27 protein-coding genes and 1 riboswitch are annotated in these 20,972 nt (G+C 38.7%); of the genes, 5 read left to right on the forward strand and 22 right to left on the reverse strand.

The window, feature by feature from the left end:
- Positions 1-287: 287 nt before the first annotated feature.
- Positions 288-1,121 (reverse strand): lipoate--protein ligase family protein, encoded by an 834-nt coding sequence (locus LJY09_RS22155; protein ID WP_013085005.1) that lies wholly within the window; start codon positions 1,119-1,121, stop codon positions 288-290.
- A gap of 229 nt (positions 1,122-1,350) precedes the next feature.
- Between LJY09_RS22155 and LJY09_RS22160 the strand changes: the two genes are divergently transcribed.
- On the forward strand, positions 1,351-1,734 hold the full coding sequence (locus tag LJY09_RS22160; protein WP_098112941.1) for a rhodanese-like domain-containing protein: 384 nt from the start codon (positions 1,351-1,353) through the stop codon (positions 1,732-1,734).
- Positions 1,735-1,778: 44 nt separating this feature from the next.
- On the opposite strand, the gene gcvPB is transcribed toward LJY09_RS22160, so the two are convergent.
- From gcvPB to gcvT, 3 genes are read right to left on the reverse strand one after another with little or no spacing between them, the layout of a single operon-like run.
- A complete protein-coding gene (gene gcvPB, locus LJY09_RS22165; RefSeq protein ID WP_028411605.1) occupies positions 1,779-3,257 on the reverse strand; it encodes an aminomethyl-transferring glycine dehydrogenase subunit GcvPB in 1,479 nt (492 codons plus the stop codon).
- On the reverse strand, positions 3,250-4,596 hold the full coding sequence (gcvPA, locus tag LJY09_RS22170; RefSeq protein WP_042991888.1) for an aminomethyl-transferring glycine dehydrogenase subunit GcvPA: 1,347 nt from the start codon (positions 4,594-4,596) through the stop codon (positions 3,250-3,252). The genes gcvPB and gcvPA overlap by 8 nt, the downstream gene beginning before the upstream one ends.
- Positions 4,597-4,616: 20 nt before the next feature.
- Positions 4,617-5,717: a glycine cleavage system aminomethyltransferase GcvT gene (gcvT, locus tag LJY09_RS22175; protein WP_154989694.1), complete on the reverse strand. Its 1,101-nt coding sequence runs from the start codon at positions 5,715-5,717 to the stop codon at positions 4,617-4,619.
- 212 nt (positions 5,718-5,929) lie between these two features.
- Positions 5,930-6,022, reverse strand: a riboswitch (glycine riboswitch).
- A gap of 180 nt (positions 6,023-6,202) precedes the next feature.
- On the opposite strand from gcvT, the gene LJY09_RS22180 reads away from it, so the two are divergent.
- Positions 6,203-7,876: a DEAD/DEAH box helicase gene (locus LJY09_RS22180; protein WP_014458233.1), complete on the forward strand. Its 1,674-nt coding sequence runs from the start codon at positions 6,203-6,205 to the stop codon at positions 7,874-7,876.
- Entirely contained in the window at positions 7,863-8,687 is an 825-nt protein-coding gene (locus tag LJY09_RS22185; RefSeq protein ID WP_014458232.1) for a YqhG family protein, read from the forward strand. The genes LJY09_RS22180 and LJY09_RS22185 overlap by 14 nt, the downstream gene beginning before the upstream one ends.
- 23 nt (positions 8,688-8,710) lie before the next feature.
- Here the strand turns inward: LJY09_RS22185 and LJY09_RS22190 are convergent, their stop codons facing one another.
- From LJY09_RS22190 to LJY09_RS22230, 9 genes are all read right to left on the reverse strand, one after another.
- A complete protein-coding gene (locus tag LJY09_RS22190) occupies positions 8,711-8,896 on the reverse strand; it encodes a YqzE family protein (RefSeq protein ID WP_013059170.1) in 186 nt (61 codons plus the stop codon).
- 43 nt (positions 8,897-8,939) lie between these two features.
- Positions 8,940-9,314, reverse strand: a complete 375-nt coding sequence (gene comGG, locus LJY09_RS22195; protein WP_013059171.1) for a competence type IV pilus minor pilin ComGG — start codon at positions 9,312-9,314, stop codon at positions 8,940-8,942.
- Positions 9,304-9,741 carry a competence type IV pilus minor pilin ComGF gene (gene comGF, locus LJY09_RS22200; protein ID WP_014458231.1) on the reverse strand — a complete coding sequence of 146 codons (438 nt, stop codon included), beginning with the start codon at positions 9,739-9,741 and terminating at the stop codon, positions 9,304-9,306. Before comGF ends, comGG begins: the two co-directional genes overlap by 11 nt.
- Entirely contained in the window at positions 9,738-10,076 is a 339-nt protein-coding gene (locus LJY09_RS22205) for a type II secretion system protein (RefSeq protein ID WP_028411610.1), read from the reverse strand. Before LJY09_RS22205 ends, comGF begins: the two co-directional genes overlap by 4 nt.
- Entirely contained in the window at positions 10,060-10,542 is a 483-nt protein-coding gene (comGD, locus tag LJY09_RS22210) for a competence type IV pilus minor pilin ComGD (protein ID WP_226554895.1), read from the reverse strand. Before comGD ends, LJY09_RS22205 begins: the two co-directional genes overlap by 17 nt.
- Positions 10,484-10,795: a competence type IV pilus major pilin ComGC gene (gene comGC / locus LJY09_RS22215; protein ID WP_013059175.1), complete on the reverse strand. Its 312-nt coding sequence runs from the start codon at positions 10,793-10,795 to the stop codon at positions 10,484-10,486. Before comGC ends, comGD begins: the two co-directional genes overlap by 59 nt.
- Before the next feature lie 14 nt (positions 10,796-10,809).
- Positions 10,810-11,856, reverse strand: coding sequence for a competence type IV pilus assembly protein ComGB (gene comGB / locus LJY09_RS22220; protein ID WP_014458228.1), 1,047 nt, complete (start codon positions 11,854-11,856; stop codon positions 10,810-10,812).
- Positions 11,847-12,899: a competence type IV pilus ATPase ComGA gene (gene comGA / locus LJY09_RS22225; protein WP_028411611.1), complete on the reverse strand. Its 1,053-nt coding sequence runs from the start codon at positions 12,897-12,899 to the stop codon at positions 11,847-11,849. Before comGA ends, comGB begins: the two co-directional genes overlap by 10 nt.
- 269 nt (positions 12,900-13,168) lie before the next feature.
- Positions 13,169-13,552, reverse strand: a complete 384-nt coding sequence (locus tag LJY09_RS22230; protein ID WP_028411612.1) for a Spx/MgsR family RNA polymerase-binding regulatory protein — start codon at positions 13,550-13,552, stop codon at positions 13,169-13,171.
- 261 nt (positions 13,553-13,813) lie between these two features.
- Between LJY09_RS22230 and LJY09_RS22235 the strand changes: the two genes are divergently transcribed.
- Positions 13,814-14,050 carry a DUF2626 domain-containing protein gene (locus LJY09_RS22235; RefSeq protein WP_013059179.1) on the forward strand — a complete coding sequence of 79 codons (237 nt, stop codon included), beginning with the start codon at positions 13,814-13,816 and terminating at the stop codon, positions 14,048-14,050.
- Between the two features lie 37 nt (positions 14,051-14,087).
- Here LJY09_RS22235 and LJY09_RS22240 read toward each other — a convergent pair whose 3' ends face one another.
- Positions 14,088-14,720 (reverse strand): MBL fold metallo-hydrolase, encoded by a 633-nt coding sequence (locus LJY09_RS22240; protein WP_028411613.1) that lies wholly within the window; start codon positions 14,718-14,720, stop codon positions 14,088-14,090.
- Positions 14,721-14,929: 209 nt separating this feature from the next.
- Between LJY09_RS22240 and LJY09_RS22245 the strand changes: the two genes are divergently transcribed.
- Entirely contained in the window at positions 14,930-15,106 is a 177-nt protein-coding gene (locus LJY09_RS22245) for a DUF2759 domain-containing protein (RefSeq protein ID WP_028411614.1), read from the forward strand.
- A 35-nt stretch (positions 15,107-15,141) separates the two neighbouring features.
- Here the strand turns inward: LJY09_RS22245 and LJY09_RS22250 are convergent, their stop codons facing one another.
- The 8 genes from LJY09_RS22250 to rpmG all read right to left on the reverse strand — a co-directional run bounded on the left by LJY09_RS22250 (position 15,142) and on the right by rpmG (position 20,945).
- Positions 15,142-16,044 carry a M14 family metallopeptidase gene (locus LJY09_RS22250; RefSeq protein WP_028411615.1) on the reverse strand — a complete coding sequence of 301 codons (903 nt, stop codon included), beginning with the start codon at positions 16,042-16,044 and terminating at the stop codon, positions 15,142-15,144.
- 111 nt (positions 16,045-16,155) lie between these two features.
- Positions 16,156-17,124, reverse strand: a complete 969-nt coding sequence (locus LJY09_RS22255; RefSeq protein ID WP_098112947.1) for an ROK family glucokinase — start codon at positions 17,122-17,124, stop codon at positions 16,156-16,158.
- Between the two features lie 2 nt (positions 17,125-17,126).
- Positions 17,127-17,333, reverse strand: coding sequence for a YqgQ family protein (locus LJY09_RS22260; protein WP_028411617.1), 207 nt, complete (start codon positions 17,331-17,333; stop codon positions 17,127-17,129).
- A gap of 181 nt (positions 17,334-17,514) precedes the next feature.
- Entirely contained in the window at positions 17,515-19,035 is a 1,521-nt protein-coding gene (locus LJY09_RS22265; RefSeq protein ID WP_028411618.1) for a rhomboid family protein, read from the reverse strand.
- A gap of 134 nt (positions 19,036-19,169) precedes the next feature.
- The gene (locus tag LJY09_RS22270) at positions 19,170-19,346 is read right to left on the reverse strand and encodes a hypothetical protein (RefSeq protein WP_013059186.1); all 177 of its coding nucleotides are present in this window, start codon (positions 19,344-19,346) and stop codon (positions 19,170-19,172) included.
- A 51-nt stretch (positions 19,347-19,397) separates the two neighbouring features.
- Positions 19,398-20,195 carry a DUF92 domain-containing protein gene (locus LJY09_RS22275; protein WP_028411619.1) on the reverse strand — a complete coding sequence of 266 codons (798 nt, stop codon included), beginning with the start codon at positions 20,193-20,195 and terminating at the stop codon, positions 19,398-19,400.
- A complete protein-coding gene (locus tag LJY09_RS22280) occupies positions 20,182-20,748 on the reverse strand; it encodes a 5-formyltetrahydrofolate cyclo-ligase (protein WP_028411620.1) in 567 nt (188 codons plus the stop codon). Before LJY09_RS22280 ends, LJY09_RS22275 begins: the two co-directional genes overlap by 14 nt.
- 47 nt (positions 20,749-20,795) lie before the next feature.
- On the reverse strand, positions 20,796-20,945 hold the full coding sequence (rpmG, locus tag LJY09_RS22285; protein WP_013059189.1) for a 50S ribosomal protein L33: 150 nt from the start codon (positions 20,943-20,945) through the stop codon (positions 20,796-20,798).
- Between the last annotated feature and the right edge of the window lie 27 nt (positions 20,946-20,972).

Genomic DNA, 20,972 nt, shown 5'->3' on the forward strand with positions numbered 1-20,972 from the left:
ATCTATAAATTTATTAACTCTATTTCCTTTTAAAGGAAATAGAGTTTTTCAATCAACTATCAATAACTTACCACACGGCTTGGACGAATTCAATATATAGTATTTGACACTTCTCCAAACATCTACATATAGAAGGGTGTCAAGTGAAATATTTTTTTTTTCGTAAAAAAAGTGTTTGACTTTTCTTCCCTATGTATTCTATTAGCCAAGCATTGTTTCTAAAAATTCCAATAAAAAGTGCAACTTATAAGAAGTTGCACTTTTATCTATTTACCATCCGCATTCGTTTAGCGCTTAAAGTTCCATTCATCCGATCCGTACTTTGTGCGCGCTAGTTCTTCTACATATGCTTCCTCTTCTTCAGATAGTGTATACGGTTCTAAATCGATATCAAGAGCAGAAGCAAATCCTTTATAAAACGCTTCTTTTGCTTCTTCGATAGAAATTTTGCGGCCCGCAATTGCATTGATGGCTACCGCTTTAGAACGAAATGCGCGCTGCATTCTTTCTTTCACGCGGTCATTTGGATAATTAAACACGCTGAATAATTTATCTTCATCAATCTCTAACAGAATAGAGCCGTGCTGTAGAATAACTCCTTTTTGTCTAGTTTGGGCACTTCCAGCAATTTTGCGGCCCTCTACAACAAGTTCATACCAAGAAGGAGCATCAAAGCACACGGACGAACGAGGGTTTTTTAAGCTATTTTTTTCTTCTTCTGAACGAGGAATAGCAAAATAAGCCTCGAGCCCTAACGAACGAAATCCTTCCAGTAAACCTTCAGAGATGACGCGATATGCCTCTGTAACTGTCTTAGGCATATTAGGATACTCTTCAGATACAATGACGCTGTAAGTAAGCTCTTCATCATGAAGCACGCCCCTGCCGCCCGTTGGACGTCTCACAAAGCCTAATCCTAATTCTTTTACTTTATCAAAGTTAATTTCTTTTTCAGCTTTTTGAAAATAACCGATTGACAGCGTTGGAGGGTTCCATCCGTAAAAACGAATCGTAGGTGGAATTTCTCCTTTACTATGCCATTCTAATAACGCTTCATCTAACGCCATATTGTAATAAGGCGAACGGTTGTTGGAATCAATAAATCTCCACTTTGCTTTCATCTACCTCATCCTCAGCTATATGTAATATAAAAATAAATCCGTTTTTTAGTCTACCAAAAGATTGAGCTAAGGAAAAGCAAAGAGCAACATAAAACTGCGAATTCAAATGTGGTAGTTTTTTCATTTTGGGGAAGAAATCCGCTAGATTCAAGGCAAAATCGCTTTACTTCTAATTTCATTCACTTATATAATAAGAGTATGGATTTTGTCGAAGAAAGGAAGAATCAGCATGTCACCAATTACAGCAGTACTCATTTTACTTGGAGTAATCATCATATACTCTGTCGTTATGTTCTTTATCCAACGTCGCATTATGAAAACGTTAACTGAAGAAGAATTCCGCAGCGGCTACCGCAAGGCACAGCTAGTTGATATTCGCGAACCGAATGAATTCGAAAACGGACATATTTTAGGCGCACGAAATATTCCTCTTTCACAGTTCCGTATGCGCATTAAAGAATTTCGTCCAGATCAGCCTGTGTACATCTATTGTCAAAGCGGAATGCGCACAGGACGTGCAGCACAAATGCTTCGTCGCCACGGTGTTCAAGAAATCTATGATTTAAAAGGCGGCTTCAAAATGTGGAACGGTAAAGTAAAAAAGAAAAAATAATGGTATGTATATAGAAAAACCTCGCCTTTGGGCGAGGTTTTTTGTTAGACGTTTTGAACAGCCTGTTCTTTCTGATAGCGAAGAACTGGTTTTCTCGCTGCCAGCGTTTCGTCAAGGCGCTTCACAACCGTTGTATGCGGAGCTTCCTGTACGAGTTCAGGCGTCTCTTCTGCTTCTTTTGCAATTTGAATCATCGCATCGATAAACGCATCTAGCGTTTCTTTCGACTCCGTTTCCGTTGGTTCGATCATCATGCACTCTTCTACGATAAGAGGGAAGTAGATAGTCGGCGGATGATAGCCAAAATCAAGCAGTCGTTTCGCGATATCCAATGTGCGCACACCAAGCTTTTTCTGACGTTTTCCTGATAAAACAAATTCGTGCTTACAGTGACGGTCAAACGGCAGCTCATAGTGTTCTGCTAAACGACGCATCATATAGTTGGCATTTAGCACAGCGTTTTCCGTTACGGCTTTTAAGCCGTCTGGACCCATTGAACGAATATACGTATAAGCGCGAACGTTGATACCGAAGTTGCCGTAAAACGGCTTTACGCGTCCAATTGACTGAGGACGGTTATAGTCAAAGTGATAGCCTTGTTCTGTTTTCACAAGCACTGGTTTAGGCAGATACGGAATTAAATCTGCTTTTACCCCTACCGGACCAGAACCAGGACCGCCGCCTCCATGAGGACCTGTAAAGGTTTTATGAAGATTTAAATGAACAACGTCAAATCCCATATCTCCAGGACGAGCTTTGCTTAATACTGCGTTTAAATTTGCACCATCATAATAAAGTTTTCCACCTGCTGCGTGAACAATTTCAGCCATTTCTAAAATATCTTCTTCAAATAACCCTAGCGTATTTGGGTTTGTTAACATTAAAGCGGCTGTATCTTCTCCCACTACGCGGCGTAAATCCTCTAAGTCCACTAAACCATGTTCATTTGATTTTACCGTTACCGTTTCAAATCCCGCAACTGTTGCCGAAGCAGGGTTCGTTCCGTGAGCTGAGTCTGGAACAATGACTTTTGTTCGCTGCGTCTCACCATTTGCTTCATGATAGGCACGAATCATCATAAGCCCGGTCCACTCGCCATGAGCACCCGCTGCTGGCTGAAGTGTTACTTCATCCATTCCCGTAATTTCTGTTAAATGCTCTTGTAAATCATATAAAAGTTCGAGAGCACCTTGAACCGTTTGCTCATCTTGAAGCGGATGAATATGCGCTAACCCAGCAATGCGTGCTGCTTGTTCATTCACTTTTGGATTATATTTCATCGTACATGAACCAAGCGGATAAAACCCTGAGTCCACTCCATGATTTCGTTTTGAAAGCGCGGTGTAATGACGCATAATATCGAGTTCTGATACTTCAGGAAGCTCAGGAGCTTCGGTACGGACATACGCTTTTCCAAGCAGCTCTTCAGCATTTACTTGCGGAACATCTAACTCCGGCAATGAATAGCCGATTCGCCCTTCTTTACTGCTTTCAAAAATAAGTGATTGATTTTGATTAAGCATGAAGATCCCCCAATTCATTTACAAGTTGGTCAATTTCCTCTTTTGTACGGAGCTCTGTAAAAGCAAGCAGCATGTGATTTTCAAGCTCTTGGTTATCACGGCTAAGATCATAACCGCCAATTATTTTTGAAGCTAATAACTGACTGTTTGCTTCTGTTACCGAAACAGGAAGCTTCACGACTAATTCATTAAAAAACGGTCCTTCATATGCTACATTTACCCCTTTTGCCTTTAACGCTTCATATGCATAATGCGTTTTTGATAAGTTTTGCAGCGCCATTTCTTTTACACCTTGCTTGCCTAAAGCTGTCATTGCAACTGATGCCGCTAAAGCATTTAACGCTTGATTTGAACAAATGTTAGACGTCGCTTTATCGCGGCGTATATGCTGTTCACGTGCTTGAAGGGTTAAAACAAACCCTCGCTTACCGTTTTCATCTACCGTTTGCCCTACTAATCGTCCTGGGATTTTTCGCATAAGCTTAGACGTAGTTGCAAAGTATCCGCAGTGGGGGCCTCCAAATTGACTTGGAATACCAAATGGCTGTGCATCTCCAATGACGATGTCCGCTCCGAATTCTCCAGGAGGCGTAAGTAAACCTAATGATAAAGGATTACTTGAAACCACAAACATGCATTTTTCTTGATGAGTCATTTCTTCAATTTCTTTTAACGGCTCGATTTGCCCATAGAAATTTGGGTATTGGACAATAACAGCTGCCACGTCACTCCCCATCTCTTTTTCCAATGCAATCATATCTGTTACTCCGTCTGCTGCAGGGATTTCTACCACTTCAATGTATTGACCCTTCGCATACGTTTTTAACACATCTTTTGATTCAGGGTGAACAGCCGCAGAGACAAGTACTTTTTTCTTTTTTGTTTGACCCGCACTGAGCATAGCGGCTTCTGCTAAAGCAGTTCCTCCGTCATACATAGAAGAATTGGCCACGTCCATCCCCGTTAACTCACAAATCATTGTTTGGAATTCAAAGATGGCCTGAAGTTCTCCTTGAGAAATTTCTGGTTGATACGGAGTATAGGCCGTATAAAATTCCGAACGAGAAATAACATGATCAACAATAACCGGCATGTAATGATCATAAACTCCTGCTCCTAAAAAAGAAGCATAGTCTTTTAAATGAGCATTTTTAGCAGCCATATTATTTAATTCTTTTAACAGCTGAGGCTCTGAAGCCGCTTTTTTAATATTGTATTCTCCTTGAAAACGAACGCGCTGCGGAATATCTGAAAATAAATCATCAACAGATGAAACACCAATTGCTGCTAACATTTGCTGCTGATCTTGTTCTGTCATTGGTAAATAGCGATGTAACATGTTAAATTCCTCCCCAAAGCTTACTTTGAACGTTTATAAAAAGGTGTTGAAACCACTTTTGCTTTTAAGCGTTTTTTTCGAACCTGCACTTCCACTTCTTGACCAAGCTCTGAATATTCTGCTGATAATAGCGCTAAACCGATGTTTTTCTTTAGTGTAGGTGACTGTGTTCCTGTTGTCACAAATCCAATTTGTTCTTCACCTGCAAATACTTCGTAACCGTGTCGTGGTATACCTTTATCAATCATCTCAATTCCCACTAACTTACGGGACGCTCCGCTTTCACGCTGTTCTTTTAACACTTCTTTTCCAATAAAGCTGTCTTTGCTCGTTTTCACTGCAAATCCAATTCGAGCTTCAATGGGCGTAATATCTTTTGAAAGCTCCTGGCCATATAAAGCCAAAGTAGCTTCAAAACGAAGCGTATCGCGAGCTCCTAACCCGCAGGGCAACACACCTTCGTCACTGCCTGCTTCTAAAATAGCCGTCCACAAGTGAGAGGCGTCAGCTGAAGAACAATAAATTTCAAAGCCATCTTCTCCGGTATATCCAGTACGTGAAACGAGAGCTTTTACATTCGCTACTTCTACATCATCAGCAAATGTAAATGGCTTTAAGGAAGATAAATTTTCGTTCGTTAAAGTTTGTAAAACTTTTTCTGCTAAAGGACCTTGTAAAGCTAGCTGCGCAGTTTCATCAGATTGATTAACGAGCGTTACATCTCCTTGTTTGTGAGACACTAGCCACTCATAGTCTTTTTGAATATTAGCAGCGTTTACGACTAGCAAATACTCTTGATCTGCTTTTTTATAAATCAGCAAATCATCTACCGTGCCTCCGTCTTCATAACACATAGCTGTATACTGTGCTTTTCCATCTACAAGGGTAGAAACGTCATTTGTCATCGTGTGCTGAAGAAAAGCTAAGCTATCAGCTCCTGTTACAAGAATTTCTCCCATATGAGAGACATCAAAAAGACCTGCCTTTGTACGTACAGCTTCATGCTCTTCTTTAATAGAAGAAAATTGAACGGGAAGAGCCCATCCTCCAAAATCAATTGTTTTGGCACCATATTTTTGATAGATATCATAAAGCGGCGTTTTGTGTAATTCTGTTGTCATATTTATGTCCTCCTCTTTTTCACGTGAAACTTTTCATAACGGGGAGTTTTCAAATAGTGTGGGGATCACTATGTATCCAAACAAAAAAGGACAGAAAACCCCCTACTGTATTTAGTAGGAAGTCTCTGTCCTTTTCACCTGAAAGTTTACCTATAAACGAATAGGTTTGCCTCGTGGGTGGTCTATAAACGCATAGACACTCTCCAGAGCTGCGTCAAACAAGAGTCTTTTTGCCTGAGAGATTCACAATTTTATTGCTTGCTCCTTCGGCGCTACATTCAAGTAGTCTCTCCCCGTGTCGTCATTCGCTTCTATAAAGTTGGTAAAGTTGGGCATACTACTGAAAGATGTATCTATCTTTATTCACACAATCATTTGTAAAGTGCTAATCTATTTTCTTTTTCAAATTTTCTAAATATATTTTTATCCTACCTGATTCTTATCATTTGTTCAATAAAAATTTTTTACAAAGGAGCATTTTTATCATGAAAGTGAAATTAAACATCGATGAAACATGGGAAGCAGCCTTCTCAACTAAATTGGAGCAAGACGGCCCTTGGTCTGCATGGGATTTGTATAAACTTGCCTATGAAATAGAAGACCAAACGCTTATCTCAGAATTTGAAGGACTACAAAGCCCAAAACATCTAGCCGATTTAACGCCGCTTCCTCATCAGCTCGAAGTAGCCAAACAAGTAGTCGAAACAATGAATGGGAAAGCCATTTTAGCAGATGAAGTAGGACTAGGGAAAACGATTGAAGCAGGGTTAATTTTGAAGGAATATATGATTCGCGGGCTTGTTAAAAAAGTTCTCATTTTAGTTCCAGCTTCGCTTGTTTCACAGTGGGCTATGGAATTGAATCAAAAATTTTATATTCCCGCGGTCCCTCAAAGAAAATCATATGTGTGGGATCAGTGTGACATCGTTGTGTCTTCAATTGATACAGCAAAACGTTCTCCTCATCGAGAAATTGTGCTAGAACAAGACTACGACCTCATCATCATTGATGAAGCTCATAAACTTAAAAACAACAAAACAAAAAACTATGAATTTGTGCAAAGTCTAAAAAAGAAATTTTGTCTGTTGCTAACCGCAACACCGATTCAAAATCGAATTGAAGAAATTTTTAACTTAGTCTCTCTTTTAAAGCCTGGCCATCTCGGCAATAAAGACTATTTCGAAGAATTATTTTCCGCTAAAAAACGTTCTTTGCAAAACGATGAACACTTAAAAGAGCTTGTTAACAAAGTTATGATTCGAAATCGCCGCCACGATACGGGTATCGAATGGACGAAGCGAATTGTTCAAACCATTCCTGTTGAATTCTCGCCAAAAGAACGCGAGCTATACGATGCGATTACGTCTTTTAAAGGAAACGGACTGCACCCTTCAAGCGCTTTTTCAATTTTAACTCTGCAGCGAGAGGCCTGCAGCAGCCGCGAAGCGGTATATATGACATTAAAAAACATGCTGGAACGTCAGGAAGATCAAAACAGCGCATTAACGGAACATATGATTACTCCGTTAATGGAACTACTTCAGCAAGTACCGCAAAATGCAAAAGCAGAAAAAGTGCTAGAGCTCGTTCAAAAAATTGATGACAAAGTCATTATTTTCACTGAGTACAGAGCAACTCAACTGTATTTACAGTGGTATTTAAAACAGCATGGAATTACCTCTGTACCGTTTAGAGGCGGATTTAAGCGAGGTAAAAAAGACTGGATGAAGCAGCTTTTTGAAAGCCACGCGCAAGTATTTATTGCCACTGAAGCGGGCGGAGAAGGAATCAACCTTCAGTTTTGTCATCATATCATTAACTATGATCTACCGTGGAATCCAATGCGTCTAGAACAGCGGATTGGAAGGGTCCATCGTTTAGGTCAAAAACATGATGTTCACATTTACAATTTAGCCATTCAACATACGGTCGAAGAACATATTTTAAAATTGTTATACGAAAAAATAAACCTTTTTGAACGAGTTGTTGGAGAGTTAGATGATATTTTAACAAAGCTTGATTTAAAAAATATCGAAGAGCATATTCAGGATATTTTATTTCATTCACGGAGTGAAGGAGAAATAAAAATCAAAATGGAGAACTTGACGTCTATTATTCAATACGAAGACAGCGAGGAGGATCAGCATGCAGCAAACTGACATTCATCAATTTTTAAAGCGTTACTTTCTAGCTAATAATTGTTCTATTGTCACAGAAACACCATCTTATCTAACGGTTCAATTAACGATCGAACTTGACAAAGAGTTGATGAATCGTCCATTTTATTGGCATTATGTTGAAAAGACAGGCGGAGAAGCAAATCCTGCTTCACTCACTTTCATTACAGACCCAGCGTTTGAAGATGATTCTGTTCAAGGAGAACGAATTCATTTTGGCTCACCTAGGCTGCATCAAATTTTCGCTTCTACTCAAAAGCTAGGCGGATTTATTCACTTGTATGAACAAGTTTCATCAGCTCAGCCAACAAATCAGCCTTTACATCCTTGGCTTGCGTTAAATATTAAAGTCTCGTACAAATGTGATCGTAAAAAAGACGAGCTCTTGTCGCTTGGCATTAATTTAATCAATGGACAAATCATTGAATCATTTCATGAATTAATCATTAATCAAAATTTGTCATCTAAAATCTCGGACTATTGCTTTACTCTTTCACCTTTTATTAAACCGAAAAGTGCGATTGCGCGACTCACATCATATGTGACTGACTACGTTAAAACTCAACCGACTGAATGGGCAGAAAAAGCACAGGAAAGATGGTATGAAGACTTAGCGCTTCTTGATCATTTTTATGAAACAGCGGAAGAGCTCCCAGAAATATATGTGACAGAGAAAACAGCGCTTCAAGAGCTGTACGAACCGACTATCTTATTTAAGTTTATAAACGGTGGCTTATTTTACATATCGCCCGAAACGATGTCTCGTCAATTTAATAAAACACAAGCCGGTTAAAAAAAGATGAGCATATGATATGCTCATCTTTCTTTTTTCTTTCGGTACCACAGCATAAACGACAGCGGAATCATTCCAAACCATCTGTTTGCAAAAGGTGCTCGCTCTTCTTTTTTTTGAATCTTTTTCGTTTTCCTCTCTTCTTTTGGCTGATCCATATATTGTACAAATTGCTGAGTCATATATTTTACATAATCATTCGTTTTCATATAATCATCTCCTCAGCACTATTATATCCGGAGAGAAAGAGACTTAATCCGTCCACTTCACAATGTGCTGATCCTTTTTTTGAATATATGCCGTTTCCGTCAATGCTCTTCCTTGCAATGTTTGACATTTTATTTTTAAGATGATCATCTGTTCATCTTCACTTACTACTTCGTATGAAACCGTACCAGTTTCTAATACTAAAGATGCAGATGGAGATTTATTATGTTCTTTTATTTCTTTTTTTACATGTACCACCGCGTTTTCTAAAAGATGCTGCAGACGATTTTTCTGCTCTACTTCTTGATAAAATGAACTTTTCGTCACAAAATAAGTGGTTTGCTGAGCTACTAACAGAAGAAAAAGCGCACAAAATGCCAAAACGACCGGGAGAATAAATCCTTGCTCATTATGTTTCATGAGCAAGCATCAAAAACGTTGTAATGGTTTCTTCTCTAACTTTGTTAACACCGTCTGTTGAACGAATCAACAGCCTTTCTTTTTGCTGTTCATACATAATATTCTTAATGTGCTGCAGCACCACTTCATGACCACTTTCATCCACTCGTCTTCTTATCTTGTCGTCGTAGCGTTCATAAGTGATGATCTGATTATTTTCCATTTTCAACGTAAGCGTAGTCGCATGAATTCCCACTTCTTTTGCTTCTCGATATTCTATAGCAAGTTGATTCACAAAAATTTCCCACTCCATTTCATTCATACTAAAGTCCGGATTATATGTTTGCTTAGCTAGCGGAATGATAATGGGGAAAAATGAAACAATAATTAAAAAAAGAGTAAAACTGACTAACATCTCTACAAGCGTAAAGCCTTTTTCCCTTTTCACTTCAACATCACATCACACTTCTTTTTCATTTTCTCAGCGGAATCTGTCCATTCTACACAAAGCTTTTGAGCACTTTCTCCGTACCACTTCAGATAAAATGCAACGTTTTCTTTTACGATTTTTTCTCGCCGTTTATATCCTGCTTCATATTTATATTTCAATAGCTCTTCGTGCAAGATAGCATCAGCTTGATACGAAACATATTGCTTCTTTTCTGCTTCCTTCATCTGAACATACAAAGGAATAATTGTACCGGTTAGGAGTAAAAGCATGCTAAATGAAACAAGCATTTCTAACAAGGTGTAGCCCTGCTGACCCTTACATCTTGTCCACATAAAAACGCCCTCTGCCTATTTGAAAAGTAACTTTATATTTAAATTTTTGATTGCTGATAAAAATGGTCTTTGCCTGAGAAATATTGCCGTTTTTGTTGTATTGTATCGTGGAATTGCCGCTTCCAAACGTGATATGAATGGTGGAGTCATAGGCGCGCTTATAAAGAACGGCACGAGAATCAGAAATAATATATTCTGTTCCCTTCGGTGCGAAGTTAATTTTAATTGGAGATTCTCGGTTCATGGCTGTCTGCTGCACATAAAACGTGTCGCTTTGCAGCTGTCGCAAGAATAGTGTGATTTTGTAATATTCCACAAGCGGTCGAATGGCTACGATAATGGAAAACATCATCACTTGCACAATAAATAAAACCATCAGCATCTCAATGAGGGTAAATCCTTTTTGCTTAAGAAGAACCACTAGCTGTAACCTTTCCGGTACCGTCAATTTGAATAGCTTGCCCATTTGGACACACGGTGCCTTCTTTTAAGTAGCCTCCTGCTTCAAGCTCTTCTAGACTCGGTTTTTCGCCATTTTCAAGTTCGTATACTTGTACCTCAGCCTCTACGGTTTTGACAAGAGCTGAGCAGCCTTTATTGTTAATAACCGTATTATGCTTTAATACATTTGGAATCATTATGAGCAAAAGCACGGTAATAACGAGCATAACAATGAGCATTTCAATAAGGGTAAATCCTTTATCACCTTTTAGAATCATATTCTTTCACCTTTCTACAAGCTCGACATCACTTCTAACATCGGAAGCATAACGGACATATACATAAGCAGAATGACAATTCCGATGAATAAGAATGTAAGCGGCTGTACATATTTTAAAATACGAAAAATAAACTGTTCCATTCTTTCCATCATAAATAGACTGTAATCATACAGTTCTTGAGAAAGCTCACCGTTTTGCTGGCCATGAACAATAACATGAGCCAAGTCTTTTTCATAATGAGATTTACCTGAAATGATATGATCTAATCGCATTCCTGAGGAAAGTTGATCTGTAAAAGCAAAAGCTTCCACTTGAAAAAATGGATGATGCTCTTGCTTTTGAAAAAGAGCAAAGCATTCATAAATAGATAAACCACCATTTAGTAAATTGCTCATATGAACAGAAAAAAAGTACGAGTTAAATAGCCGTGTGAACGTTCGGATAACGGGAACTCTCATAAAGAGCTGCATCTGAACTACTGGAGGCAATTTTTTAATGTAAATCACATAAAACAAATACAGGATGATTGGCATACTGATGACTGCAGGTAACACAAAAGGAAAGAACGACATCGCCTGCATAAATAGAAGGATAAACGAAGACTGCTTGTTTCCAAAGGATAAGTACAGAGCTTCAAACTGTGGAAGTAAAACCGTACTTAAAACAAATAAAATGGAAAGAATAAACAGCAGTAGCAATACGGGATATTGGACAAGCTTTTGAAATTTTTTACGATGCCTTACTTTTTCTTCAATCATTGAGCTACTTTCTTTTAAAGCAAATTGAAGGTTTCCATGCTGTTCTGCAAAATATAAATAGCTTAAAATATCACGGTGAAACTGAAGTTTAACAAAAGCATCGTGCAAAGATTCTCCTCGTTTTAACTGCTCAAGACATTTTTCAATATCCGTTTTTTCTTTGTTAGATACTTGAAACGTCAAAAATGAAAGAGCTTGAGAAAGAGTGTAGCCTTTTTCTAAGAGCTTGGAGACCTGCTTAAGAATTTTTGCTTGCTGAGCCAGAGACCACCTTTTTTGTCTATTTGTCTTTACCCCCATCCGTCTAGCGAATGCGGATATAAATAGCCTAGCGCGATTCCTTTTAGAATAACATCTCGGAGCGTCTTATAATCATAATCCGCATTTTCTCCTTTCACTTCTCTCATCACTGCGCTAAGCTCCTTGCCATAAAGCAATTCGTATATGCTGGACTGACGATGCTTCCTCATTTTTTTACAAGCAGGGTGGCATTTTCCCGAACACAGCGGACAGCGAATTTCTACAAGACGCTGTGCAGCTACTGCTACAAGAGTCTGCTCCATTTCTTGAAAGCTAACGCCAAACTCAAGCAGCCTGTACAAAGATCCTTTTGTATCTTTAGTATGCATCGTTGTCAAAACCAAGTGTCCGGTAAGCGCTGCTCTCACAGCAATTTTGGCGGTCTCACTATCTCTTATTTCTCCCACCATGATAATGTCTGGATCATGGCGCAATATAGCTTTTAAACCAGTCGTATACGTAATCCCTGCGCGTTCATTTACCTGCACTTGAAGCACGGTTTCACTCGGTTTTTCAATAGGATCTTCTAGTGTAATAACATTTCGATTAAAAAGGTGCTTTACTTCGTGTAAAAGAGTATATAGAGTAGTGGTTTTACCTGATCCTGTAGGACCGGTAAAAATAATTAATCCATGAGAGAATTTCAAGAGAGAAATAAGCTTTTTAGTATGTTCAGGAAAAAGAGATAAATGTTTGAGAGAGGTAGATTGTTGATGAGGCAAAAGCCGAATAACAAGACTTTCATCATGAGAAGTAGGAAGAGTTGATAAACGCAAATTTACTTGATAGTGATCAACGGAAGTGGTCAATGCACCATTTTGAGGTTTTCTGCGCTCCCCAATATCCATTCCCCCTAAAAATTTAAAATGCGAAATGAGCCGTTCAGACATTTCCTTTGAAATAACCCTCTTTAAAATAAGCTCCTGGTCAATTCGCAGCTGAATCACAGCATCTTTCTTTCGGGGCACAATATGCACATCAGAACTTCGACACTCACATGCATCTCGTATAACGTAAGTAGCAAACTGTTCAATTTCGGTCAAACGATCATCACTCCTTTATTTGTAATGAAGATGATTCTTAAAACACCTAGAAACAGTAATTTCGACCTTTTTCGAGATTTCCCTCCTTCTTTTTTCATTTTTTATAATTTTTTTCGTATACGCTTCTTTTCTTCGCTTCAGTCCTTGTACACGATGTACAACTTCTGTACACCTCTAAAGGATTACATAAAAAAAGACAACGTGATGTAAAACTCTACGCTGTCGTTTTATTCGTTATTTACTGAATTGAGCTTCTTCATCATGTATGCTTACACAACTAGAGACGCAAGACTTGTTTTTTTCTTGACCAAATTTTTAAGTGCAGATTCGTTATAACCTACTACAAGCTTTTTGCCATCCGTTAAAATGGGGCGGCGAAGCAAACGAGGATGTTCAATTAATAGATTGACTACTTGTGATAACGTCATGCTGTCCACATCAACATTTAACTTTTTATATTCCTGACTTCTTTTAGCAAGAAGTTCATCCATCCCTTCTGTTGTCATAGAAAGAAGTTCAAGCATTTCTTTATGAGTAGGTGTTTCTCTAAATAAATGACGCTCTTTAAAATTTACATCTTCCTTCACTAGCCACTTTTTCGTTTTACGACATGATGTACAGCTCGGGTACGTATAAAATTTAATTTCTTCCATATGAAACCCTCCCGTTTTTTAGTTATAGATTGTTTATATACATTGTACACGTTTTGTATAACCTTTGTATAGTATTTTGCATACGTTTTGTATAACTTTTTTTCTTCTGTCGTATTTCAAGGAAAAGATAGCGTTTTCAGGAAAGAAAGGATGTATTATAATGGAAAAGTATCGATATAGTTTCATAAGTGCTTTCTAGTGCTTACACAGCGATGACATTCATCATGACACTAACTAAGTTTGATAAAGGAGGAAATGGACGTGGAACGAATGTACCGTGTAATGGGGTTCTGGACAGCAATTTTCACTGTAATGTTTTACCTCGGTCACATGCATAAGACTTCTTTACTCTTTTTAGCTCAAACAGGTTTTTTTGTAATTCTTAGTTATTTAAAGCTGTCTGAAAGAATGTACATTTACGTTTTTGGAGCATATTTGACCGTCTTTTTTGTGGGGTTCACGTACTGGTCAACTTTTATGATGACACCAGGACAGTAAAGAGAAAAGCGATGGGCTTCCATCGCTTTTTGTATTCTTAAAACCCATTTAGAAAAGGATTTTGATCCATTTCGTGTCCCACAGTTGTTTCAGGTCCGTGACCGCTTAGTACAAGCGTATCTTCTGGAAGGGACAGCAATTTCGATTCGATGCTTTCTAACAGCTGAGCTTGATTACCTCCAGGTAAATCTGTGCGCCCGATGCCGCCTGCAAAAAGCGCGTCACCAGATACTACAAAGTTACCCGGTTTGAAATAATATGAAACGCTGCCAGGAGAATGACCAGGCGTTTCATACACCTCAAATTGGAATGAACCGATTGTTAAATTGCCTTCTGATGAAATAATATCGGTTGCATCTGGAGCTGTAATTTCTCCTAGGTCAAAAAATTTCGACCCGTTTAAGTCACTATTATGAAGCCATTCTTTTTCGTTTTTATGTACATAAAGCGGGATAGAGTAGTGATTCATCACCTCATCTACTCCTCCAATGTGATCGAAATGAGCGTGTGTCAGCAAAATAGCTAATGGTTTATACGTTTGTTTTTCGAGAAATTCAACGAGCTGTTTTCCCTGAGCTCCCGGATCAAAAATTAAACATTCTTTTTTTTCGTTAGCAACGACATAACAATTCGTTTGAATAGGTCCTAGCGGTATACGATGATAGTTCATAATGTGTCCTCCTTGTGTAAATTTATTTCCGTTATATGCATTATCATACACACATCATCTTATAAATGAAAGTAAGGACCTTTCTAAGCCAAAGAAGCAAAAGAAAGATTGGTTTTCATCTCGACAAACGGTTAGAAAAGTTTTACAATTGAAGGGATAAGCTAATGATAGCGCTTTAATTTTAAGTTACCTAAAGGAGGTTTCTTCGAGTGGGTCTTATGATTATTTTTGCACTAACAACATTGCTAGGCGTATTTGCAGCTATTTCATCTTTGAGAAATAAAAACATATTAGGCATTGGTTTTTCGGTACTAACATTCGGTGTATTCGGATGGTTTACCGTGATGACCATCATACATCACGGTTATCCGGCGGTACATCATTAAAAAAGCCATGCAAAGCATATGCTTTGCGTGGCTTTTTAAATAGACAGATAATCCATTGCCGCAACTAAAATAGCTTTAGTCGGATTATATACGCGCGATATTTGAGATAAAGGCAGCGGATTAATCCCTTTTCCCAATTCTAGGGTGAACCCCAGCTTTTTCTTTTCTAAAATAAACCAATCCTTAAATCCCGCGTGACTATCAATCGTTTTGACAGCTTTATAACCGCTTACCCTTTCAAAATAGCTTGCTATTTCCTCTGCTTCCTCAGGCTCTTCATTCATATACCCCCAATAAAATTCTTCTCCTTGGGTATGTAAAGCAATCACACAATCAAAATCATGACGCTCAACGAGTTTTACCATTGCCTGAGCTTCAGGTTCAGAGAGAGATTCATAGCCTGGAAAATCTCGATAATGCGGCGCTTTAGGTTCTTTACGCTTTTTTTCGATTTCCCAATAAGCCGGAAACTGATTGTTTAAGTCCACCCCTCGGATATTTGCTTTCCAGCTTTGAAAATCCGGAAAATCTCTCCCTATTTTAGAAAGAAAAGACGCATAAGGTTCGCCTACACCAGGACCTTTTAAGACCAGATCTACTCCGTCTGGGTTAACAATTGGAACTGCAGAAAGCGTAATTTGATTAAAAAGAGCTCTTGAATCTTGCCCGTTCAACGCCTGATCATAATGAAGAGCAGCTAAATAATCTTCCATAAACTGTAGAAGAACATTTGTCGTAATCCATTCATTAGCATGAAACGACGCATTGATATGAACCTTTCTCTTTCCGTTTCCAATTAAAATATGAGGAATCGGCTTTCCAAGCACGCTGCACCCTATCCATTCAAGAGAACCATAGGGATAATAAGTCAAAAGTGTTTGTATGTCTTTTATGGTTCGCTTGTAATCGTAAGGCTTTTGGATATCTATAATTCGCATAATCTTCACTCCTTTACACTATGTATATGTAAAGATTGAAAAGATGCATGATAAAAAAGCGCTTTGACATTTAGTCAAAGCGCTTTTTTATCTCAGTTAGATTCTTGCTTATTATTCAAAATAAGATTTAACTAACCAAGCTCCTCCAATAATTCCCGCATCGTTTCCTAAAGTAGCGATTGCTAGTTCAGCACCTTGTGCTACGCGAGGAAATGCAAAACGTTTGAAATAACCTCTTACCGGTGCAAGTAATACCTCGCCTGCACGAGACACACCGCCGCCTAGAACGATTTTCTCAGGGTTTAATGCATTAGCAGAGTTTGCTAGTGCTAGACCTAAATGAAAGGCAACTTTATCTACAACATGCATCGCTAACTCGTCTTTTGAACGAGCTGCATCAAATACATCTTTAGATGTAACTTGTCCATTTTGTTCTAACACTGTGCGAAGCTCACTTGGTTTGTCCGTTTCCGTTAATTCTTCCATTGTTAAACGTACAATTCCAGTTGCTGAAGCGATTGTTTCTAAACAGCCGGTTTTGCCGCAGTTACACGGTGCTCCGCCTTCAGGAATAGAAGTAATGTGCCCGATCTCACCAGCGGCTCCATTTACGCCTTGTACAATTTCACCGTTGGCAATGACACCGCCGCCAACACCTGTGCCAAGCGTAACGCACAGCAAATCTTTTGCTCCGTCTCCAGCACCTTTCCACATTTCTCCAATGGCTGCAATGTTTGCATCATTGTCTACTACAACAGGAAGAGAAGTTTCTACTTCCAAGATATCTTTGATAGGGAATTTTTCCCAACCTAAATTGACAGCTACTTCAATCGAACCGTTTGCAAAGTTGACAGGCCCCGGTGCACCAATACCAATTCCTACCAACCTTGACTTTACTTCTCCAAGATCGTTTAACTTTTTATCAATTGCTTTTGCAATATCTGTTGGAATTTTACGGCCTTGCTCGCTCACATCCGTATTAATTTCCCACTTGTGAATGATTTCTCCATAATGATTAATAAAGGCCATTTTTATTGTTGTACCGCCTAAATCAACTCCAACTAACCATTTGTCATCCATGTTCATTCATCCTTTTTCTCTTTTTGTTGTTTTAACTCTCGACGAAGCAAAAGAATTGCCATTTGGTAATCACGTACATCAATCAAATTAGACTGATATAATTCTTTTACTTCCGCTTCCATCAGCTCTAAATCAGCAGTACGATCGCCTACGTATATAAAAATGCCGAAGGACTTTAATAATTGTTGTACATCATATAACGTATTCATTCTGTCACCTTTATCCTATTTTCTAGGTGATATGATTCATTTATTTTGAGATAACTCAACAGTCATTCAGTCATAAACAGCGGCCGTATTTAACGCCCACTGCTAGGTCTACATATTAATATTCTAGTAAACGTTCTCACAATAGTAAAGTATAAAATATTAAATTCGTCATTCAACAGTTTTAATTTTCTAGCTGTTGCTTCAGCTTTTCATATTTTTTACTTTGTGGTTCAAGCGCAATTGCTTTGTCGATATTTTGTGTGGCCGCTGAAATATCGTTCAGTTTTATATTCACCAAAGCTAAATAGTAATACGCCTCATGAAAAGTTGAATCATACTTTACAGCCTGATTCAATTGCTGTTTAGCTTCTTTATAATTTTCAAGATAAAGTTCTGCGCTAGCACTGATAAAATATATGTCACTATTGCTTGTCCCTTTTTCAATAAAAAGCTTGATGGCGTCTTTTGCTTCTTCATACTGCTTCTGCTGAAGATACGTAGCCGCTACGCTGAGTGCATATGGCTCATCTTGATAAACAGAACGCTCATGATATCCATAAAAAAGCAGACTTCCTACTAATAAAAGCGTGCAAATGAAAGCCGGAATCTGAATATACAGCTTTTTTTGTTTCGGTAAACTGACGATGCTTGCAGCTAAAAATCCGCCAACCAAACCGCCAATATGCCCTGCATTATCGACGTTCGGCGCAACAAATCCAAAAATCAAGTTAATCACAATGATGACAATGAAACTCGATCCCATTGTTCGAAAAAAGAAGCGTGGATTTGTTCTTGCTAAAAACAGTAAAGCTCCAAAGCAACCGAAAATGGCCCCTGAGGCTCCTGCGGAAATAGACGTATTCCATATAAAACTTCCTAGAGATCCTGCAAACCCGGCAAATATATAAATAAAGACAAAACGCCCGCTGCCATATATCCTCTCTACAAGCGTTCCTAAATAATACAGGGCTACACTATTCATAAGCAAATGCAGAAGTCCTATATGCAAAATTATAGGTGTAAAAAAACGCCACCATTCGCCTTCTATAATTAAGGGGTTATATTTAGCTCCGTATTGAATCAGAGTGAGCGTATTTTGCGTACTGCTTTTCCACTCCAGAAATAGAAACATTAAGATTTGCATCGCTAAAAATATATATGTAAAAATAGGCTTTCCGTATCCAGCTATTTGCTGTTCTTCGCTTTGTTTTTTCTGCACAAAAAGCACAATTTTATGTTTCCACTGTTCTATCCGCTGAGCTTCTTCTTCGGAAGAGAAATTGTCTGCGCTTTCTAATGTAAGACCCAGCCGTTCGAATAGAGGTTCATAAGCGCTTGCTTTCTCTGCCGTTAGTTGTTCAACATAACTATTCACTTTAGAGGGACTCGGCGCACTCTCTAAGGACTGCTCTGTATAAAAAGGATCAAAATCAGCAAAGTAAATTGTGTTAAGAGTAAGCGTTGATTTACCGCTCTGCTTTCGCACATTCTCAGCTCTTTGTAATGCATACAGTACATCTTTTTGCTGCTCAACGACTGATTTGAAATTACGGCGGACTATGCGGATTATTGACTTATCTTTGCGATAGTGAGATTGAAACCATAGCTCTGAAGCATCAGCTTTCATCGAAATCAGCTCATATGAAGAATGGCCAAGCAATTGCTGTGCCACCTGCAAATAATAAAAATCTTGCCTAGACAAATAGTCACCTCCTCACACTCTCTATATGTAAAGATGGCAGAAAGCCAGGAAAAAAGCAACGATTTTCCCTTTTTCTTTTTCTACGAAAAAACACCTTACATGTCTGTAAGGTGTTTTTTATGTATCTTTCGCTCTTAGCGGAAGACCTGCTTCATTAAACGATCCCGAACAAACGGCAAATTAAAAAATGAACGAACAGCTAGACTGCGGATAAATGAATTTCCAAACAGCGAATTTAAAACACGGTATCTCATTTGGTAGCCCAGCGTTCCAACAACTAAAAGCGTAAGTACTAATACAATATGTCTCATTTTCAAGCCTCCTTACGTTTACTTTGCTCCTATGACGAACATTTTATGCTCTTATATAGGTAAAAGCAGGATAAGGATTCCGCCTGTAAAAGCAGCAAGCAAAATAGCGGCAAGATTCACAACATCATTGTTAAAGAACGTTATTCCTTTTTCTTTTACGGTTGGCTTGCCGCAATGATCTTTCCGTTCCGTTTCAATACCGCAGCTTTGACAGCGAAAGCGAACTTGCACACTTGCTCCAAGAAGAGTGTCTATAGCGTTTCCAATAAAACCAAAGCACCCAACTAGCAATATACTACTCAGCGATACGGATGGAAAAGCAAAATAACAAGCGGCAGCAATAAGAAAAGTTCCGGCTGCTCCGGCTGCTGTACCTAAAAGTGAAACGGCTCCTGAAGTACCCGCTTCTACTCTCTTTAACGTCCAAATGTAAAACGGCGGCTTCTTACTAAGAGACCCTATTTCAGATGCCCATGTGTCAGCATTAGCAGCTGAGATACTAATCATAAACATCCACATGTAAACAGGCAAAGCTGTTGCAGCATATAACAAACCGCAAGCAGCAGCTACACCTCCATTAGCAAGGACTTGAATGTAATCTCGCCTGTCGTGCTTCTCTAGCTTTTCTTCTAATGCGCGTTTTTTTTCTTTTTTATACTTACTACACAACGTAGAAGTGCTAAAAAATAAGAGTAAGAGTAAAAAACCTTGAAGCGAAAAACCGATATAAACGCTCGCTCCTACGATGAAAGACATGCAGGCTCCCGATACTGTCAGTGCTTTTGCTATGTAGCCCGCTCCTGCCATGAGTAATATCACGATTATCATGACAGCATCAAACGGATTCACAGCAAATAAGCTCCTTCTCTGTCAAAATATATTCAACGGGAATATCATGAGATTCATATGGAACCTCTGAAACGACTTGACAATCAAACGCAAGGCTTAGCTTCTGTCCGGTATAATCTGTTAAATAACGATCGTAATAGCCGCCTCCATAGCCGATACGATATCCATTCTTGCTATATACCACGCCAGGCACAAGGAGTAAATCAATTGAAGATTTTGAAACGGGAACCGTTTCTTCAACAATTGGTTCGGCTAACCCGTAGTACACTGTTTCAAGCTGTGAAAAATTCGTAATCTCGTAGAAAACCATTTGAGATGTTGTGGGGTTGCATTTTGGAACAGCTACTTTCTTTCCATCTTTCCAAGCCCGTTCAATGATGGCTTTCGTATTAACTTCTTTATTTCTTGAAACCGTAGCTGCAATGACTCTAGCCTCTTTCCATAAACAAGTTTCATACAGTGCATTTGCTATGCTCGTTGAATGTGCCTCGTGCTGCTCTTCAGAAATTAAATTAAGAACGCGCTTCATCTCTTTGCGCAGATGAGATTTCATTTTAATTCCCCCCTATAAAAAAAACAGCAGGATTGTACTCCTACTGCTTACTTTGTTTCACGATGAAGTGTAACTTTTTTAAGTCTTGGGCTGTATTTTTTTAACTCAAGACGATCTGGGTTATTACGCTTGTTTTTAGTTGTAATGTAATTACGGTCACCAGTTTCAGTGCAAGCTAATGTAACGTTTACGCGCATCTATTTTCCCTCCAAACATTATAAACA

The sequence above is a fragment of the Priestia sp. J2 genome (assembly GCF_020790095.1).
GTDB lineage: Bacteria > Bacillota > Bacilli > Bacillales > Bacillaceae_H > Priestia > Priestia zanthoxyli.

Coding starts and splice junctions, on each gene's coding strand:
- comGC (WP_013059175.1), bottom strand. CDS start 10,795: ATGATTCTAAAAGGTGATAAAGGATTTACCCTTATTGAAATGCTCATT.
- LJY09_RS22190 (WP_013059170.1), bottom strand. CDS start 8,896: ATGAAAACGAATGATTATGTAAAATATATGACTCAGCAATTTGTACAA.
- LJY09_RS22160 (WP_098112941.1), top strand. CDS start 1,351: ATGTCACCAATTACAGCAGTACTCATTTTACTTGGAGTAATCATCATA.
- gcvPB (WP_028411605.1), bottom strand. CDS start 3,257: ATGCTTAATCAAAATCAATCACTTATTTTTGAAAGCAGTAAAGAAGGG.
- gcvT (WP_154989694.1), bottom strand. CDS start 5,717: ATGACAACAGAATTACACAAAACGCCGCTTTATGATATCTATCAAAAA.
- LJY09_RS22185 (WP_014458232.1), top strand. CDS start 7,863: ATGCAGCAAACTGACATTCATCAATTTTTAAAGCGTTACTTTCTAGCT.
- LJY09_RS22240 (WP_028411613.1), bottom strand. CDS start 14,720: ATGAACTATCATCGTATACCGCTAGGACCTATTCAAACGAATTGTTAT.
- LJY09_RS22250 (WP_028411615.1), bottom strand. CDS start 16,044: ATGCGAATTATAGATATCCAAAAGCCTTACGATTACAAGCGAACCATA.
- comGD (WP_226554895.1), bottom strand. CDS start 10,542: ATGGGCAAGCTATTCAAATTGACGGTACCGGAAAGGTTACAGCTAGTG.
- LJY09_RS22270 (WP_013059186.1), bottom strand. CDS start 19,346: ATGAGACATATTGTATTAGTACTTACGCTTTTAGTTGTTGGAACGCTG.
- LJY09_RS22260 (WP_028411617.1), bottom strand. CDS start 17,333: ATGAATACGTTATATGATGTACAACAATTATTAAAGTCCTTCGGCATT.
- LJY09_RS22230 (WP_028411612.1), bottom strand. CDS start 13,552: ATGGAAGAAATTAAATTTTATACGTACCCGAGCTGTACATCATGTCGT.
- LJY09_RS22280 (WP_028411620.1), bottom strand. CDS start 20,748: ATGAAATCTCATCTGCGCAAAGAGATGAAGCGCGTTCTTAATTTAATT.
- rpmG (WP_013059189.1), bottom strand. CDS start 20,945: ATGCGCGTAAACGTTACATTAGCTTGCACTGAAACTGGTGACCGTAAT.
- comGG (WP_013059171.1), bottom strand. CDS start 9,314: ATGAAACATAATGAGCAAGGATTTATTCTCCCGGTCGTTTTGGCATTT.
- LJY09_RS22180 (WP_014458233.1), top strand. CDS start 6,203: ATGAAAGTGAAATTAAACATCGATGAAACATGGGAAGCAGCCTTCTCA.
- gcvPA (WP_042991888.1), bottom strand. CDS start 4,596: ATGTTACATCGCTATTTACCAATGACAGAACAAGATCAGCAGCAAATG.
- comGB (WP_014458228.1), bottom strand. CDS start 11,856: ATGGGGGTAAAGACAAATAGACAAAAAAGGTGGTCTCTGGCTCAGCAA.
- LJY09_RS22255 (WP_098112947.1), bottom strand. CDS start 17,124: ATGGATGACAAATGGTTAGTTGGAGTTGATTTAGGCGGTACAACAATA.
- LJY09_RS22155 (WP_013085005.1), bottom strand. CDS start 1,121: ATGAAAGCAAAGTGGAGATTTATTGATTCCAACAACCGTTCGCCTTAT.
- LJY09_RS22205 (WP_028411610.1), bottom strand. CDS start 10,076: ATGTGGACAAGATGTAAGGGTCAGCAGGGCTACACCTTGTTAGAAATG.